We start from the raw sequence: 16,080 nt of genomic DNA on the forward strand, positions 1-16,080 counted from the left end.
CGGTTTGGCGCGCTTAGACTGGCGCCATTACAGCGCCATCGCCCTCCTGACTTTTCTGATCTTTCTGCCAGGGCGCATGACCTTGCCGCCCCTTGATCGGGATGAACCCCGCTATATGGAAGCCTCCGCACAGATGCTGGAGACGGGTCAATTCATCGACGTGAAATTTCTGGATCAGAAGCGCTATCTGCAACCGGCCGGCATTTACTGGCTTGAGGCCGGGGCGGAGGCGGTCTTCGGTGGCCCGTCCGCGCGCCATTCCGCCTGGCCCTATCGCATCCCCAGCCTGATCGCCGTCACCGGCGCCGTGACGCTGACGGCATGGCTCGGGAGCCTGCTTTTCGGGGCCATGACGGGCCTGGTGGCAGCGGCCTTCCTCGCTGTCTCAACGCTCATGACGGCGGAAGGGCGGATGGCGACCATCGACACCGTTCTGCTTTTCGATATCCTCCTGGTTCAGGGGGCTCTGCTTAAAACCTATCTCTCCGCGCAGCAGGGGCGCGTTGTCCCCTTTAAATGGGCGTTGTTGTTCTGGCTCGCGCTGGGATGCGGGCTGCTGTTGAAGGGGCCGGTCGTCCTCATCCCGTCTTTCGGCACGATTGGCGCTTTATGGCTGTGTGAGCGACGGCGGGAATGGTGGCGCGGGCTCCGCTTCAAATATGGTTGGCTCATCGCGCTGGTGGTCGTCTTGCCTTGGTGTATCGCGATCGGGTTTGTCAGCCATGGCGCGTTTTTCCACGATGCGGTTGGGGTCAATTTCCTCGGCAAAATCGGCCAGGGCCAACAGGCGCATGGTTTGCCGATGGGTTATCATCTCGCGGTGTTTCTGCTCGCCTTCTGGCCGGGCTCACTTTTCGCCGTGCTGGCATTGCCGCAGATCTGGGCGCGACGTCATGAAATGGCTGTCCGATATCTGCTCTGCTGGATCATCCCGCACTGGCTCGTCTTTGAAATCATCGCAACGAAGTTACCGCATTACGTTCTTCCTACTTATCCCGCGATCGCCATTCTGGCTTCTGCCGGCATCATGGCGTGGGCACCCGCTGTGCCGCGTCGTCGCGTCGGGCGTTGGCTGACTCGGCTCTACGGCGCTCTCTGGTTCATTACCGGGTTAGCTATGGCCGTATCAGGCGGTGTGCTGGTCTGGCGGGACCAGCATTTCGTCCATCCTCTCCTTATTTTCAGCTCCGTGCTCGCCTGCGTGTCTTTAGGCGCTGCCGGCGTCGCGTTGCTTCTGGCGCGGCGTCGGGTGGCGGCGATGGGGGCTGTCCTCTCTGCCGTGCTGATCCATCTCGGGTTATTTCTCATCGTTATCCCGAAATTATCGACCATCCAACTCGCGCCACAAGCTGCGGCGCTTTTTAAAGCGCATCGGATATGTGGCGACCAGACAACGCTTATTTCGCCTTCTTATTCTGAGCCGTCTCTCGCCTTCCTCGTCGGGACGCAGACAAAGCTCTTCGGTGTCGGTGCGGCGGCAACCTACATGGCGTGGCGTCCTCAATGCACCCTTGTCCTGATTGACCTTAAGGCGGAGGGGCGTTTCAAAGCGGTCCTCGGGGATCAGCAGGACGATCTCGAATTATTGGGGCGGGTCAGTGGATTGAACTACTCCAACGGGCATAAGCTCGATCTCGGCCTGTGGCGCCTCAAATCGGCGCCCTGATCCTCTCCCAAAATTTTAATTCAGTTTCCAATGCAAAGACGTGTTTACTCCAGGCGTTGCAAAGAGGGGCTGCCTGATTAAAGGCCGCGCATCCGTTTTGCCGCTGATCAGGGATGAAAATGCACGTCGTACCGCGCATGATTTTGTTTGTCGGGGTCGCGCTTCGGTTTGGCTTCCCAACCTCATCGGCTTCTGCGGCGCCGGAAGTCGCCCTTGAAAAAATGACCTGGCCGGAAATCGCCCAGGCCATTCAGAATGGCGACAGGACGGTGATCATCCCGATCGGCGGGACGGAGCAGAGCGGGCCTTTCATCGCGGTCGGCAAGCACAATGTCCGCGCCGCGGCGCTCGCTTTACGGATTGCGCGGGGGCTGGGCCATTGCCTGGTCGCGCCCGTCATCGCTTATGTGCCGGAAGGCGGCACATCGCCCCGCACATCTCATATGCGCTTTCCTGGGACGATTTCCATTCCGCCTCAAATTTTCGAAGGGATGCTTGTCGGCGTGGCTGAAAGCCTACGTGCTCAGGGTTTCCAACATATCGCCTTTATTTCCGACCATGGCGGTTACCGCGCCTCTGTCGCGCGCGTGACGCGGCAACTCAACATGCGTTGGCGAGGCGCGGCCCGCGTGATTGATGTGACGCCTTATTACGACGTCCTTCAGGGCCGGTTTGCCCCATGGTTACGGGAAAGGGGTTTCGCGCAGGATATCGGCCAACATGCGGATCTGATGGACACGTCTCTCATGCTGGCAATTGACCCTGCGATGGTTCGGCTTGCGCTGATGAAAACGTCTTCAAAGCCAGGGGAAAAAGACGGTGTATATGGAGGTGATCCCCGGCCCAGCACCGCCGCGCTCGGCGCGGTTGGCACTTCCTTTCAGGTCGACGCGGCCATTGCCCGACTGCGTCGAGAGTACAGATAATTGAGAGGATCATTCATGAGCTTACTGCATTTGAGATTCTTCTTTTCAATGGCGTTTGCGGCAGGGTCACCCTTCATCCTGTCCTCCCTGTCCCACGCGCAGCCAGATGTCGGGCTGGCAAAACCCGCCATTGTCACGCCTGAAAAAACATCTGTCGCGGGTGCGGCGCCCCCGCCTACGGAAGAGGTGAAAACGATCCCGGGTATGCCGCCTGTTCTAAACCCGAAAAATATTTACAGCGAGACATCGGGCCCCGAGAAATTATCACCCATCGTGGCGCATGATCTTAAACGGGTCTACGTCCCCAATTTAAGAGGAAATTCGGTTTCAGTCATTGACCAGGCGAGTTTCAAAGTCGTTGATAGCTTCAAGGTGGGTCGCAGCCCGCAACATGTCGTGCCATCGTGGGATCTTCGGCACTTATGGGTGACGAATAATGCGGAAGGTCGCGCGGATGGCAGCCTCACGCCGATTGACCCGGTGACGGGTCGGCCCGGCCCCTCTTTGCCCGTGGATGATCCTTATAATATGTATTTCACCCCGGACGGTAAATTTGCCATTACCGTTGCGGAGGCACATCGGCGACTGGATTTCCGCGAACCGCTTTCCATGGCGCTGATTGGCTCGGTATCCACACCGGAATGCTCCGGCGTCAATCATGCAGGGTTTTCCGGTGATGGGCGTTACGCCATCTTCACCTGCGAATTTGGCGGCTATCTCGTCAAAGTGGATACCGTCAATCGTAAGGTGCTCGGTTATCTCAAATTATCAAAAGGGGGTATGCCGCAGGATATCCAGACAGCGCCGGATGGTCACCGATTTTACGTCGCGGACATGATGGCTGACGGTGTCTTCATCGTGAATGGCGACAGATTCGAGGAGACGGGGTTCATCCCGACCGGTGTCGGGACACATGGCGAATATATCAGCCGAAACAGCAAATTACTTTACGTCGCCAATCGCGGCTCCCACAAAATTCACGGGCCGAAGAACGGACCTGGAAGCGTTTCGGTTATCGACCTGGCGACCGATAAAGTCATTAAAAACTGGCCGATTCCCGGCGGGGGCAGCCCGGATATGGGGAATGTCTCAGCGGATGGCCGTTACCTCTGGCTTTCCGGGCGTTTCGATGATGTGGTTTACGCCATCGACACGCAAACCGGCGCCGTCCGCAAAATTCCGGTAGGGTTGGAGCCGCATGGCCTGACCGTCTGGCCGCAACCGGGGCGTTATTCCCTCGGCCACACCGGCATTTTACGGTGAGGTCATCAGTGGCGCGCGCAGATCAATCTTTGCCGCGCCGTTTTAGGTGAGTGGAAAACCGAGCGCCCGGAGCACGTCGTGCAGGTCTTTACGCTTATTGACATAAGCGTGATCCGTCGCCTGGCGCGCAGCGTGCGCCGTCCACCGACGGGGCGGGAGATTCTGTTCTTGCTGGAAGGCGCTGGCGCGCGAGTCATAAGCATCGATCAGCCCCGCTTCCGCATGATGACCATATTTTTCATCATGGAGCACGACGCTTTGCGGTAGACGCGGCTTGATGCTGGCCGGACGGGCCGGGTCAGGCCAGCCGACACACATGCCGAAAGCGACGAAGCTCCGGGGTGGAAGTTCGAGGGCCGCCGCGACTTCCTTCACATGGCTGCGGATGCCGCCAATATAAGTGATGCCCAACCCGGCAGCCTCAAACGCGATGGCGGCATTCTGCGCTGCGAGCGCGGCATCCACGACGGAAACGAGGAAGAAGTCAAGGTAATCAAGTACAATGTCCCGCTTATCCTCTCGTTGAGCCGCGCGTTCAAGCCGAGAGAGATCCGCCACCCATGCGAGGAAAACGGGCGCCTTACGCACGTGATCCTGATTGCCGGATAACTGCGCCATGAGGTCACGCATCGCCGGATCTCTGACGGCAATGACGGACCATGCCTGCATATTGGACGAGGTTGAGGCAGAGGAGGCCGCGGCAATCGCCCATTCAAGCAAACCTTCCGGCAGGGCGTCCGGCAGGAAGGCGCGTACCGAGCGATGCGCCAGCATGGTTTCAAGCGCATGAGATAATTTTGATGCGGCCTCAGGCCGCGGGGGCATATCGTCCTCTCGGTAGCGCTCTGCCCAAAGGGATTCAAGTTTTTGCGGCATCAGATAACTCTTAATCACATATCATATGAAATGAGGGCGTTCAGGTCCGTGTCGATTTTTTCGCGGCCTTTAAGGCCGGTCAACTCAATCAGGACGGAAGCGCCAACCACCTTCGCCCCCACTTTCCGCAGAAGGGCGATGGAGGCTGCCAGCGTACCGCCTGTCGCAAGCAGATCATCCAGCACGACCACGCGTTGGCCGGGGATGATGGCATCTTCCTGAATATGAAGCTCGTCAGCGCCATATTCCAGCCCATATTGAAGCGAGATGGTTTTGCCTGGGAGCTTGCCGGGCTTGCGCAACATGATAAAGCCGCAACCGAGGCGCTGGGCAAGCGGCGCTGCCGTGAGGAAGCCGCGACTTTCGATCCCGGCGAGGATATCCGGTTTAAAGGCGGCAACAGCACGCGCCATGCGGGCTGTTGCGATCTGCCACGCATCGGCATGGCGGATCAGCGTCGATATATCATAGAAGAGAATGCCCGGTTTCGGGAAGTCCGGCACGCCGCGGATGAAATCTTTAAGGTTGATCTCCGGCTGAGGGTCGGCGTAGGCATTATCCGTCATAAACGCGCTTTCAGAAGTCAAAAAAATCGGGCCTTATCCTGATGGTTTCCCCCCGATTTGTAAATGTCACACTGGTTTTTTCTGCGCGCGGGCAAGCGCGGCCAGCATCGTCGCGGCGCGAAAGGGCTTGCCCAGTCGGATAATGTCGTCTCCCGCATCGAGGTTGCCTCCCTCCGCGAAATCGCCTGAAATCAATATGGCGGGTAAAGCCGGGAAGCTCTGGCGCAGTCGGTCGATAAGTGCCAATCCGTCCATCCGGCCCTTAAGGTGCAGGTCGGTCATCAGCAGACCCGGCGCGATATGCGCACAGCTTTCAAGGGCGTCTTCTGCATTGGCGCATTGATGGACCTCATAGCCATTCCGCATCAGAAGCGTCTTGACCACAAGGGCGATGGAAGCATCATCCTCGACAAGCAGGACTGTAATCGGACCCATGATCGCTTCAATCCACGCTGAGAATGTCGGGTGATAAGACGGTCCGCGGTTTCCGCGCCGCGACAAGGCCCATTAGAATAGCGGCGATAAACATCAGCGCCACCATCGGGAGGGGAGATGCCGCCGGCAATGACCCGATCAGGAAGGAGGCCGCTGCGCCGAAAACATATTGGATCGTGCCCGCCAGCGCGGAGGCGCTTCCTGCATGTTGATGATGGTTTTTGAGGGCCTGCACAATGGTGTTGGGCGCGATAATCCCCGTCATTGACAGCGCCGTGACCAGGAGGGTGATGAAAGGTGGTAACGTCGTCGCGCGTAACGTGCCCGCTTTTTCAGGGTAGCGCACGGCGATCATCGCCACGATGAGCAGGAGCAACGTGCTGCAAATTGTGACAGAGAGCGCCCAACCGAGAAGGCGCGTGCTGCGCACTTTCCCCACCAGCACACTATTGATCTGGGAAGCGCTGATCATGCATATGGCGCAAATGCCGAAAATCATGCCGTAATGCGCGGGGGAGAAGCGGTAAAGATGCTGGAAAATGCCTGGCGCCGCCGTCAGATAAGCAAAAAACATGAAACCACTTAAACCATAAATCAAACTGCTGCGTGAAAAGAGAGGTTCACGGATAATGGCATGAAAGCGCTGCCACAGAGCCAGGATATGCACATTTTTGCGCCGCTCCAATGGGAGTGTTTCCGGAAAAAGAAAAATCAGGATCACGGAAGAGAAAACACCATATCCCGCCGAAAGCCAGAAAACCGCGCGCCAACTAACCCATTCCAGCGCAAATCCACCCAGCATCGGCGCAAGCACGGGCACGGTTCCCTGGATAAGTATGAGGCGGGACATGAGTCGGGAGGCTGCATCACCTGTCGCGAAATCGCGCACGGCGGCGCTGGGGACGACGATACAGGATGACGCGGCGAGTGCGGCGAAAAACCGCGCGACCGCGAGAAAGGTCATTGTTGGCGCCCAGGCGCAAGCCACGCTGCTGAGCGTGTAGGCGACCATCCCCCAGAACATGACGGCTCGCCGCCCGAACCTGTCGGAGAGTGGTCCCATAATGATCTGGCCCATGGCCAACCCGACCATCCAGGTGGATAAAGTCAGCCCGGCACTTCCTGAAGGGGCGTGAAGGGAGTGTTCAATGGCCGGGAAGGCGGGCAGATATATATCTGTCGAAATAGGTCCGACAGCACAGATCATCCCCAGAAGGAATGCCACGCGCTCATAAATACGATGTCGATGCGCAATATCTTCCAGTTGCTGACCTCTCCGAATTGAAGAGAGGCGCGCACCTGCAGCATTGCGTGCGCCTGTAATTAACATGGAACGCTCCAAAGGACTTGGGAAACTGCGCTTGCTCTTTTTAGGTAGTCGGACAGGTGACGGAAGAAGGCGTTTAAAAACTGGGTAGCCTCGGTGTAAGTCGAGTAGTCGCGCTTACCTGAGCGCCTGATGCAAGAGGAGCCTGCACCCTAGAGTCGTAAGGTCCTGGCGGGTCAGGTTGAGCTACGCACTCATAAAACAAAGTCCATCCTGGCTAGGTGGTTCAATTCAAAATTTTTCCTGACGGTGACGCATGATGAGAATGCCGAGCATCATGGAGAGGGCGAAAAGGAGCACTCCGACCATAATCTGGCTGCCCTGCCCGAGGTGAGAGCCGCTTCCGATCAAGACAAAAACAAGGTTCTGCGGAAGAGAGCCGAGCAATGTTCCGGCAATGAAAGCACCGACAGAGATGTCATAATATCCCGCACCCAGCGCGACGAGCAGGGCGGACCCAATCGGCATCAGGCGGAGCATCAAAATGGTGCGGAAGGGGGCATTCTCAGCAATCTGCCCGAAGGAAGCCATTTTTCTCTGCCACACGCGTGCGGGCGGGGGGGCCTGCCCGTCGCGATCCCGTTTTTGCCGCATGATTCTCGCGAGGTAAAAATCGATGAGATTACCGAGTAAGGTCGCCGCCATGGCGAGGCCCAAACCCATGACAACCCCGAAAATCAGCCCCGCCACGGCGCACAATGCCTGACGCGGCATGCCGAACGCCGCATAAAAAATGCCGAGGACACAGAAAATGACGGGTGCCCATGGGGAGTGCTGCCACGACGCAACCACGCGCGTGAAATTTGCGGCAACGGGGACGTAACGTGCGACCGCCATGATTCCGGCCAGAATAATGACGATGAGACAGGTGCGAAGCAGCTTCCCCATGCTGCCACGTTTAAGGGGAGTCTGCGCCATACGCCGTTATTCTCCGCGTTTTCAGAGGGCTGATTTCAAGAGCCACAGGATGACGGGCTCGATTTCCGCTTTCTTCTATCAAGCTTATTGGAAGTTTCAAACGAGTCGTCTTTAACAGGGGCGGTTCATGCGTCTCTCGGTGCGGGTTCCAGAACATCGATCAGGTCCTCACCATGGAGAAATAACTGCCGTTCCGCCTCGCGCCGCCGGGTTAATTCCCGCAGCGTGACGCCGCCAGCATGGATCCAGAGGAGGAACTGATCGGCAGCGCCCTGGTAATCGCCCTCATTCAACTTCCGCAAAAGTGTCGAACCGGAAAAAGCATTGTCCCCGACATTATAGATGAAGGATGTGAGGGCCGCATATTGCGCCGGGCTGAGAGACACGCGCGTCATCACCTCGATTTTCTGCTCAATGTCGATGATCATTCTTGTGAGAAGGATATCGGCCTGCACCTGCGTGATGGCCGGACTGTCCTCCTGCACGGGGGCGCCATCAGGCAGGCAGGTGCTGCCATAACCGATCGTCCATGCACCGGAAAGGCATTGTTGGGGGGTTAAATTACAGCTTTCGAAATGCGCAATAAGTCTGAAAGCAATCGTTGTCATATCATCCATTGTTTTTTTCTTTATGATGAAGGCTGAAATATCTCGACCTGCCGCGCGCGCTCTGTTCGCTATAAGTGCCGGAAGAATGAGCAAGTCTATAGGTCAGGTGGCGACGCCGCGTCAGAAATGGAATTTCGGGAAAGGGATTGAAAAAGATCGCGCCTGGACAAGCGGCTTAAAATCGTCATCTTCAGGATTGAGTTCTTGATTATAAAGCATCCATCTCCGTGATTCAATTGCGTGATGGGCCGTTTCGGGAAGGTTACACCGCGCGATAACAAAGTCTCAAGCGTTGCCATGCGGAGCATTTATGCAGCTTCACGAGGATTCCAACGTCATTAAGGGCCATTTTTTGGACGCGCGCGAATTGGCCGATTGTCATGGAAGCGAGCCGCCAGTCGGGGCGTCATCCATAATATAGTGAGGCATAATGATGGCGTCCGCGTCGCAGGAACGGGAGGGCCTTACGGACGCGACCGCGTCCCGTCACGTGACGCTGGCGCCGGTTAAGGGATGTTGAACACCCGACCTTCAATTTACAAAATCGCTGCACGACCACTGTTCTAACCCGGCACTTGCAGGCCCTCTTGCTGTCACGCGAGATGATTCATCAAGCGCAAAAACGGTTGAGAGCGTCAAGAATGGCGGGGCTTACGGGATGGCGCCATGACGTGCCGCGCATCGAGTTGGACACGCACGCTCAGCGACACTGTCCCGGCGTATCGCGGCGATAGCAGGGTAGAGACTGCCACAAATCAGGACGTGACCCGACATACATTCAAGTTTTTTTAAGCGCCGTTAATCCCCGCGTTGAGGAGGCGGCCGAAAGGCCCGACATCTCGCGAGATAATGGCGCTCCCCCGCGAAATTGCTGGAGCATTGCTGAAAGAAAAAACTGGAATAGAGTCGAGCGTCACCGACGTCCGTCAACCTCAAACCTATGGCGATGCGTCTGATTTTCAGAAGACAAGTCTCACGGCGCTCAGGCGGAACAGATTTTTCGCGCCTTCATGGGCTTGCGACCATGCAACCTGTCAATGTGAAATGCGTGCTGTTGTGATGGCCTCGGCGAAGAGATTTTGCAATGCCGTCACAATATCCTGATCCGTATCGACACGAACGAAAAGACCATCGGAAGAACATGCTTTCAGAGCGGGTTCGATTTCATCCATCCGAGGCGCGACGTTTTTGCCGCACCAGGATTCGTCGCCAGAACAAGACTTCGGCGAATACACAGTATACAACACTCCCAAACGAATGCCGCGATCTTTCAATGCCTGGCACTTCGACTCCTCAAAGCCGAAATCCGGCAAATGGTCTTTCCGCGTCTCGTCACGCATGCCATCCGTCACGATAAACAGCACGGCCTGAGGCTTATCCTGCGGCGCACCTGAACCAGGGTCAGGAATGTAATTATTTATCTTCTCGAAAGCATCACTACTCGCCGTGGCACGATTTTCATCGCCTGGGTCATCGGGGCTGCAGCTCTCCGTCTGACAACGATCTTTCCAATATAATGTCGGCTCGAGTCCCGTGACGGCACCGGGGACTTTTGAAAGGTCCGCCGTCGTGTCTAAAAGCGTTTTGAAATTAGTACGTATATTGAATTCCGATATGCTGACGCGATACTGCGCGCCCGACTCTTTTTCTGCCGCCGCGGCGAATTGTGCGAGTTTAGATACAGCGAGGGACTCATCATCGATGCGCAGTTCAATGTTATATGATCGCGCAACGGCGTAAAGGTCACCCTTGGAGCCATCCTGTAAAGTGCCTTGCAGGCCGTGAGAAGAGTGACACGCAAACTGACAATGGCGATAATTACTCTCGGACACAGTCGTCAGACCCTCATCCGTCGTCGGAAAAGCCATCGAAGGGGAGGTGTCCAGAAGTATATGGAAATCGATATTGGGATTGCGCTTGTTGAGTGTGTCCGTATCGCCGGCGATGCTCAATGAGGAACGTCCCAGCATTTTATCGAAATCGACGGGGATGGTGGCGCTGTAGGTCAATTCAGCGTGTCTCACGCCGTTCCCATCCGTTTTGACCGTGACTGTCAGCGCACTGAGATGAATGGCCTGCTTCTGAATGATGGTGCCCGCCTGCGCGGTGAAGAGATCTTTCGTCCGTTGCTCCGTGGTCGCGTCACTCTCATTCATCATGGGGCGGCTGACCGCGTACAGCGCGCTTGCATCCGCAATTTGATCGAATTTGAATTTGATCCAGAAGGCTTTGGCATAATCGAAAGCGACACCCGCCGCGATCACGAGGGGGATAATCGAGAACGCAACGATAATCGCGATTCCCGCGCGTCGATCCCGCAGTAATTTCGTTGTTGCAAAATGCAGCTTTCGCTTTTTCACAGTCGGACTCCCATATTCACGAGCAATCCGCGCACGAGATATAAGCGAAATTGCGCGGCACCGTCAGAATGGCGTCAGAAATCTGATTGGGGAGTTGAAGGCCAAACACGCCGTTCAGGCTCGGTTTGTAACTCGCCTCCGTCATCAGGAAGAAAACACCTTTCTTAGGCGGTGTGGTGACATTCAAGGACACGACCTGCCCTTTCAAATAGGGCGCATCATTATAAGCCTGGCTCCAATCAACCACGCCGTTGCCGCTACCGTCAGACCAGACGCCGGATACGCGGAGTTTCGTCGATGCCGCCTTTAGAGGATTGATGACGAAAGGGGTGCCATAGGTAAAATCATCCTGAACAGATGACTGCGTCACGTAACCCGTCGTCGATGACGACTCCAGATTGGCGAATGTGTGGGCAAGCAGCGTGGTTTTCATTGAGCAGAACATAAGATCGGTGAACAGGAATTCGCCGACCAGGATGATCAATATAATCGGTATCGTCAGGGCGAATTCGAGGGCGATGCTTCCTCTGATATCGGATCTCAGTCGCCTCGGCGGATTATTCATCATTGCCGAATGCCTCTGATCTCACGACGACGCTTACCGAAATCATGCTCGGCAAATTGAGCTTCTGAACGACGTTATTGATGAGCAGAAATGGCTCTGCGACGATAGGGATGGTGTAGGTTGCCGTCACAAGTACGTAGGCGTTTGGCCCACCGGGGTCGTAATTATCAGGCGCGGAACTTGGTTTCAGATCCTCCCATGAAGGGCCCGAAACGACGCTGATGGAAAATGGCGCTGAAGGTATTCCCAATGGAAGGAGCGCAACAGCATCCGCACGAAACGCGACTTTTAACGGTATTTCCGGGTGGGTTTTGGAGCGCTCCGCATCGCGTTGCGCCTGCTCCCCCGTCATGATTCGCCGCGCCTCAGTTGTGACGACATGCGTCATTGCTGTTTGAATGAATAAAAACACGGAGACGAACAGCGTCAAAAGCACGATAGCGATAAGCGGCGTAATAACGAGGCAGAATTCCAGAGTTGCGGAGGCTCGATCATCATTTATGAAAAACGGGCGCCTGGTTGGGCTACTCAATGTCGAATCTCATCTTCAAACTGGAAAACGCCTCGGTCAGGCTGGTTCCGCCAATTTTATATGTGGCGTTAATTGATTCGCACTAAAATTTATTTTCATTTCAAAAAATTTAACAATAAACTGCCCGCGTTCACGAATCGAAAGGCCACTATCCAAGAGGCCAATGCTTTCATTACAATAAATATAATGTTTGAGACATGGGCGTCACTGTGATGTGCGCCTAAGATACTGAGGTCGAATATTTTGCGTTAGTATAGTCTTAAACATTATTTTATCAATCTACATTTGACTTCGAGTTGATGACTGCATTATTCGCACCGGTCTACATTATTTCTAGAACCAGGGGGTCGGAATTGAAAAAGGTTTTTGAAGAAGCCGGACATTTCATCGCGGATGAGCGCGGCGCAACGGCGATCGAATACGGTCTGATTGCGGCGCTTATCTCTGTCGTGATCATTGCTTCCATCACGTCAATCGGCAAATCGTTGAAGACGGTTTTCGATAACATCAACACGAACTTGCAACCGTCGAAATAATAAGAATTTTTCTTTTTATTTCGATGCTTAAGAATGATCTCTATAATTCTTTATAATATCCATAATTATTGAAAACTGAACTTATTGGCGGATAATATTCACTATTTATCTTACTTGAGTTCTGCTCATAAAAGATTAAATTACGCTCGGTAATGACCATTGGGGTGTAATATATTCAGCATAAAGATTTAGCGTTATTCACATTTTGATTAGACAATCATTGATTGTCGGAAAGTGTGAATACGCTTCTTTCGCCTTGTGCATTCAAATGACTTATACACTCGCTTGCGTTACGGTGGTTATCGACATGAATACTCATCATGCCAACATTATCGGCACTAATTTTTTGTATTATATTGATTTTTTAGAAATTATTGCGTTGTCAATTCTATTTTACGCAGCGTTCCGGGATGTTCTGGCGCGTCGCGTGCCCAATGCCATTTCTTTACTTACTTTGGCTTTGGGATTGAATATTCGTTACTTGGAGGGTGATCTTTGGGGCGGCCTGACGTGCTTCCTCATCATATTCATCTCATCAGCTCTATTGTGGCGACTTGGTTTCATCGGCGGAGCCGACGCAAAACTCGTCTCAACATCATCTCTCTTATTCGGGCATGGACAGGTTGCAGTGTTTTTGATGGTGACAACTTTATGCGGCGGCCTGTTGGGACTGCTCTATTTGTGGATGTCGAAACACATAGTCCTCAGGCATGTCGGGTGCAGGCGGCACGGGCTTTTGCAGAGGGGGCTGCAGGCGGAAAGATGGAGAATCGCGCGTAAGCCCTCTCTGCCCTATGCGGTCGCGATTGCGTTGTCGGCCGCGGTGACCTTTTTCGGATGGACAGCACTATGATGCGTATTTTCGCCTTTCTGTTGATGGCCGTCGGTGTTCTGGGTCTGGTCTTTTCAATGCGTGCGATGTTTTTCACGCCGCAACCAGCCCGCCCGGCGCAACTCGCTTCTCAACCTGTCATGAAAAGCCGGATTATTGTCCTAGATAAGAACATGAAGAGGTGGGACCTTATCCAGCCGGATTGCCTCAATAGTCTGGAAGTGGAGACGGCAAAAAAGCCTGCTGAGGCGCTGGAGGACTCCATCCAGAATCGTGAAGTGCTCTCAGGAAAACGCCTGAGCCACGACAAGAAGGCCGCCGATGCCCTGACACTGAACGACGTCATGTTGACCGGAGATGCGGAAGTCATTCCACTGCAATTGGGGGAAGGTCACGTCGCGATATCCGTGAAGCTCGGGGCAGGATCTTCCATCCTTAACCTTATCAAGCCAGGCGAAACGGTGGGCCTGATGGTTAGTGTGAGGTTTCTCGCATCTACTGACCATACCACGCCTCGTTTCACCTCAATGTGGGTGATCGATGCGGCGCGCGTCATTGCGGTGGGAAGTCGCGCCGCGCGCACCGCGGAAAACGCTCTCATCGCTGATTCCGCTGATAAGACGATCACGGTTGAGGTCACCCCCGAGCAGGCTCGAAAGATCCTGATCGCCTCACGGATGGGTGAAATCAACGTGGCGATCCGCGCGGACGCGCCGTCGACTTCCATGCGGAATGCGATGACAGGGTCCGTCCCGCCTCCGCAAAGTGATGCACGCGCGTCTCATGCCCGCGATCAAAATAGCGAAGAATTACTTTTACAGGACCCGATTTACAAAGAGGACAAGAAGCGTGTCATGCGAATTGTCTCCGGCAATGAATCAATCAAGGAGTATTCGTGGTGAGTAACGCGCATAAAAGCTCGGAATACAGGTTTCGCTCAACCTGCATGGTCGTCCTGTCATGTGTCGCTTCTCTTCAGATGGCGGCGCCCGTACGTGCGAATGACGGTCGCGTTGGGAGCACGTCTGACTCTTTGACCACAAACGTGGCCACGCTTGAAGTCGGTCAGGTAAAAATATTATCCTTATGTGGCACCGCAAGTAAGGTTTTTGTTGGCGATCAACAAATTCTTGCGGCTCAGCCTAATAATGGCTCAAGCGTTGCCGTTATCGCGAAAAGCGTCGGGAGTACGACGATTATTGCGTCAAATGATGATGGTGACATTCTCGGCAAATATTACATCATCGTGACAAAAAATGCCGTTAGCCAAAGACTTGCGCAGGACGCGATCCATCAAAACGGGGATCATGACGTAAAAATTTCAGGTTCAGGCGAAGGCGCACGGCTTTCAGGGCAGGTTGACACACCGCTTGAAGCTGATGAGGTCTACTCGACCGTCCAATCAAGTCTTCCAAAAGGCAGCCCGATTCAAAATGATCTGAAAATCCAACAATCCGTCCAGGTTAATCTTCGCGTGCGGATTGTCGAGATGTCGCGCAGCCTGACGCGGGCCCTCGGCGTGAATTGGAAAAATCTCGGCGGTGATCTCGGCTCTTTCGCCAAATTCGGTTTAACGACCGCATCCTCAATCGGCGATGTTGCAGCGGGATCGGCGCGCGTTGCGGCGGCATTTCGGAATACCGACATTGAGGCGGTTATTGACGCGATGTCACGAGAGCAGATCGTGCGCACGCTTGCGCAGCCCAATCTGACAACGGTCAGTGGACAATCGGCCAACTTCCTGGTCGGGGGTGAATTCCCTATCCCGATTTCTTCGGGCTTGGGTCAGGTTTCAGTCAGGTTCAAAACATACGGTATTTCACTGACATTTCTGCCGACTGTTCTCTCCTCGGGTCAGATCAACCTCAAAGTGAAGCCGGAAGTCAGCTACCTGACCGATCAAGGGGCTGTGACTTATTCAAATGGTGACCATAACATCACCATCCCGGCACTCGATGTACGTCGCGCGGAAACAACGGTGCAGCTTGGCAGCGGTGAAAGTTTCGCCATCGCAGGGTTATTGCGCGACGTTGCGACGTCGTCAAATTCGGTCACGCCGTTTCTGGGGAATGTACCGATCCTCGGTGCTCTCTTCAGATCGGATAGTTTCAAGCATGAGCAGACGGAACTCGTCATCATCGTGACGCCCTACGTTGTTCGCCCTGTTTCATCCAGCAAAGAATTTCATATGCCGGATGAAAATTTCCAGGGTGTTGAGGCGGCAGACCGGTTTTTCACGCTGGCATCCGGAAGGTCTCAATCCGCATCGTCAAACAGCGCGTCGCGATCTGACAATCCAGGGAGACGTCAGGTCGCTACCCCTGTCGATGTCGGCTTTGAGGAGTAAATTAAGATGAAATCGGCTCTGAAAATTTTCTGCGCATCGAGCGTAACGTTGGGATTGGCGGGATGCTCGCTTGACCCGGCGTCGCGGCAGGATTCATGGGAACCGACCAATACGCCGGATAAAAACATTCAGGCGATGCTGGTCGATAAAAATGACTGGCAGAAAGGTCGCCATGATGCCGACGTCACGGCGCCCTTTGCTGTCGATGCCATTGAGCATTTCAAAAACAACACAATTCCCGCGCTACCGAAAAATGACGCTGGTTTCAAACCGTCCGGAAGCTGATTCCGCTTAACTATTCCGCTGCCTCGAGAGAATTTAAA

The 16,080-nt window shown here is 54.6% G+C and carries 18 protein-coding genes; 9 read left to right on the forward strand and 9 right to left on the reverse strand.

Annotated elements, in window-relative coordinates; translation table 11 throughout:
• The first annotated feature begins 4 nt into the window (after positions 1-4).
• The 3 genes from CGLAMM_RS05425 (at position 5) to CGLAMM_RS05435 (ending at position 3,855) form a co-directional block, all read left to right on the forward strand.
• A complete protein-coding gene (locus CGLAMM_RS05425; RefSeq protein WP_394819013.1) occupies positions 5-1,666 on the forward strand; it encodes an ArnT family glycosyltransferase in 1,662 nt (553 codons plus the stop codon).
• 119 nt (positions 1,667-1,785) lie between these two features.
• Complete coding sequence (locus CGLAMM_RS05430; RefSeq protein WP_394819014.1) at positions 1,786-2,592, forward strand: creatininase family protein; 807 nt, start codon at positions 1,786-1,788, stop codon at positions 2,590-2,592.
• Between the two features lie 48 nt (positions 2,593-2,640).
• On the forward strand, positions 2,641-3,855 hold the full coding sequence (locus CGLAMM_RS05435) for a YncE family protein (RefSeq protein ID WP_394819094.1): 1,215 nt from the start codon (positions 2,641-2,643) through the stop codon (positions 3,853-3,855).
• Positions 3,856-3,897: 42 nt separating this feature from the next.
• Here CGLAMM_RS05435 and CGLAMM_RS05440 read toward each other — a convergent pair whose 3' ends face one another.
• The 6 genes from CGLAMM_RS05440 to CGLAMM_RS05465 all read right to left on the reverse strand — a co-directional run bounded on the left by CGLAMM_RS05440 (position 3,898) and on the right by CGLAMM_RS05465 (position 8,594).
• Positions 3,898-4,731, reverse strand: a complete 834-nt coding sequence (locus tag CGLAMM_RS05440; RefSeq protein ID WP_394819015.1) for a nitroreductase family protein — start codon at positions 4,729-4,731, stop codon at positions 3,898-3,900.
• A gap of 14 nt (positions 4,732-4,745) precedes the next feature.
• Positions 4,746-5,297, reverse strand: coding sequence for an adenine phosphoribosyltransferase (locus CGLAMM_RS05445; protein ID WP_394819016.1), 552 nt, complete (start codon positions 5,295-5,297; stop codon positions 4,746-4,748).
• Positions 5,298-5,363: 66 nt separating this feature from the next.
• Complete coding sequence (locus CGLAMM_RS05450) at positions 5,364-5,732, reverse strand: response regulator (protein WP_394819017.1); 369 nt, start codon at positions 5,730-5,732, stop codon at positions 5,364-5,366.
• A gap of 7 nt (positions 5,733-5,739) precedes the next feature.
• Complete coding sequence (locus tag CGLAMM_RS05455; RefSeq protein ID WP_418115458.1) at positions 5,740-7,062, reverse strand: multidrug effflux MFS transporter; 1,323 nt, start codon at positions 7,060-7,062, stop codon at positions 5,740-5,742.
• Between the two features lie 228 nt (positions 7,063-7,290).
• On the reverse strand, positions 7,291-7,977 hold the full coding sequence (locus CGLAMM_RS05460) for a TVP38/TMEM64 family protein (protein WP_394819020.1): 687 nt from the start codon (positions 7,975-7,977) through the stop codon (positions 7,291-7,293).
• Positions 7,978-8,102: 125 nt separating this feature from the next.
• Entirely contained in the window at positions 8,103-8,594 is a 492-nt protein-coding gene (locus tag CGLAMM_RS05465) for a lysozyme (protein ID WP_394819021.1), read from the reverse strand.
• Between the two features lie 76 nt (positions 8,595-8,670).
• On the opposite strand from CGLAMM_RS05465, the gene CGLAMM_RS05470 reads away from it, so the two are divergent.
• Complete coding sequence (locus CGLAMM_RS05470; RefSeq protein WP_418115459.1) at positions 8,671-8,793, forward strand: hypothetical protein; 123 nt, start codon at positions 8,671-8,673, stop codon at positions 8,791-8,793.
• Positions 8,794-9,619: 826 nt separating this feature from the next.
• On the opposite strand, the gene CGLAMM_RS05475 is transcribed toward CGLAMM_RS05470, so the two are convergent.
• From CGLAMM_RS05475 to CGLAMM_RS05485, 3 genes are read right to left on the reverse strand one after another with little or no spacing between them, the layout of a single operon-like run.
• The gene (locus tag CGLAMM_RS05475; protein WP_394819022.1) at positions 9,620-10,945 is read right to left on the reverse strand and encodes a TadE/TadG family type IV pilus assembly protein; all 1,326 of its coding nucleotides are present in this window, start codon (positions 10,943-10,945) and stop codon (positions 9,620-9,622) included.
• A 16-nt stretch (positions 10,946-10,961) separates the two neighbouring features.
• Complete coding sequence (locus CGLAMM_RS05480) at positions 10,962-11,513, reverse strand: hypothetical protein (RefSeq protein WP_394819023.1); 552 nt, start codon at positions 11,511-11,513, stop codon at positions 10,962-10,964.
• Positions 11,503-11,898: a hypothetical protein gene (locus CGLAMM_RS05485; RefSeq protein ID WP_418115460.1), complete on the reverse strand. Its 396-nt coding sequence runs from the start codon at positions 11,896-11,898 to the stop codon at positions 11,503-11,505. The genes CGLAMM_RS05480 and CGLAMM_RS05485 overlap by 11 nt, the downstream gene beginning before the upstream one ends.
• A gap of 497 nt (positions 11,899-12,395) precedes the next feature.
• Here CGLAMM_RS05485 and CGLAMM_RS05490 point away from each other — a divergent pair, with 497 nt between their 5' ends.
• The 5 genes from CGLAMM_RS05490 (at position 12,396) to CGLAMM_RS05510 (ending at position 16,042) form a co-directional block, all read left to right on the forward strand.
• Entirely contained in the window at positions 12,396-12,578 is a 183-nt protein-coding gene (locus tag CGLAMM_RS05490; protein ID WP_418115461.1) for a Flp family type IVb pilin, read from the forward strand.
• A gap of 268 nt (positions 12,579-12,846) precedes the next feature.
• Positions 12,847-13,431 carry an A24 family peptidase gene (locus tag CGLAMM_RS05495; RefSeq protein ID WP_394819026.1) on the forward strand — a complete coding sequence of 195 codons (585 nt, stop codon included), beginning with the start codon at positions 12,847-12,849 and terminating at the stop codon, positions 13,429-13,431.
• Positions 13,431-14,312 (forward strand): Flp pilus assembly protein CpaB, encoded by an 882-nt coding sequence (cpaB, locus tag CGLAMM_RS05500; protein WP_418115462.1) that lies wholly within the window; start codon positions 13,431-13,433, stop codon positions 14,310-14,312. The genes CGLAMM_RS05495 and cpaB overlap by 1 nt, the downstream gene beginning before the upstream one ends.
• Positions 14,309-15,757: a type II and III secretion system protein family protein gene (locus CGLAMM_RS05505; RefSeq protein ID WP_394819028.1), complete on the forward strand. Its 1,449-nt coding sequence runs from the start codon at positions 14,309-14,311 to the stop codon at positions 15,755-15,757. Before cpaB ends, CGLAMM_RS05505 begins: the two co-directional genes overlap by 4 nt.
• 6 nt (positions 15,758-15,763) lie before the next feature.
• Positions 15,764-16,042: a hypothetical protein gene (locus tag CGLAMM_RS05510; protein WP_394819029.1), complete on the forward strand. Its 279-nt coding sequence runs from the start codon at positions 15,764-15,766 to the stop codon at positions 16,040-16,042.
• Positions 16,043-16,080: the final 38 nt, after the last annotated feature.

Source organism: Sorlinia euscelidii (genome assembly GCF_036452135.1).
GTDB lineage: Bacteria > Pseudomonadota > Alphaproteobacteria > Acetobacterales > Acetobacteraceae > Sorlinia > Sorlinia euscelidii.

Excerpts from the sequence above, each read along its gene's own strand:
- cpaB (WP_418115462.1), top strand. The coding sequence starts at position 13,431 with ATGCGTATTTTCGCCTTTCTGTTGATGGCCGTCGGTGTTCTGGGTCTG.
- CGLAMM_RS05485 (WP_418115460.1), bottom strand. The coding sequence starts at position 11,898 with ATGACGCATGTCGTCACAACTGAGGCGCGGCGAATCATGACGGGGGAG.
- CGLAMM_RS05460 (WP_394819020.1), bottom strand. The coding sequence starts at position 7,977 with ATGGCGCAGACTCCCCTTAAACGTGGCAGCATGGGGAAGCTGCTTCGC.
- CGLAMM_RS05445 (WP_394819016.1), bottom strand. The coding sequence starts at position 5,297 with ATGACGGATAATGCCTACGCCGACCCTCAGCCGGAGATCAACCTTAAA.
- CGLAMM_RS05450 (WP_394819017.1), bottom strand. The coding sequence starts at position 5,732 with ATGGGTCCGATTACAGTCCTGCTTGTCGAGGATGATGCTTCCATCGCC.
- CGLAMM_RS05465 (WP_394819021.1), bottom strand. The coding sequence starts at position 8,594 with ATGGATGATATGACAACGATTGCTTTCAGACTTATTGCGCATTTCGAA.
- CGLAMM_RS05455 (WP_418115458.1), bottom strand. The coding sequence starts at position 7,062 with ATGTTAATTACAGGCGCACGCAATGCTGCAGGTGCGCGCCTCTCTTCA.
- CGLAMM_RS05480 (WP_394819023.1), bottom strand. The coding sequence starts at position 11,513 with ATGATGAATAATCCGCCGAGGCGACTGAGATCCGATATCAGAGGAAGC.
- CGLAMM_RS05510 (WP_394819029.1), top strand. The coding sequence starts at position 15,764 with ATGAAATCGGCTCTGAAAATTTTCTGCGCATCGAGCGTAACGTTGGGA.
- CGLAMM_RS05430 (WP_394819014.1), top strand. The coding sequence starts at position 1,786 with ATGCACGTCGTACCGCGCATGATTTTGTTTGTCGGGGTCGCGCTTCGG.
- CGLAMM_RS05440 (WP_394819015.1), bottom strand. The coding sequence starts at position 4,731 with ATGCCGCAAAAACTTGAATCCCTTTGGGCAGAGCGCTACCGAGAGGAC.
- CGLAMM_RS05495 (WP_394819026.1), top strand. The coding sequence starts at position 12,847 with ATGACTTATACACTCGCTTGCGTTACGGTGGTTATCGACATGAATACT.
- CGLAMM_RS05470 (WP_418115459.1), top strand. The coding sequence starts at position 8,671 with ATGAGCAAGTCTATAGGTCAGGTGGCGACGCCGCGTCAGAAATGGAAT.
- CGLAMM_RS05435 (WP_394819094.1), top strand. The coding sequence starts at position 2,641 with ATGGCGTTTGCGGCAGGGTCACCCTTCATCCTGTCCTCCCTGTCCCAC.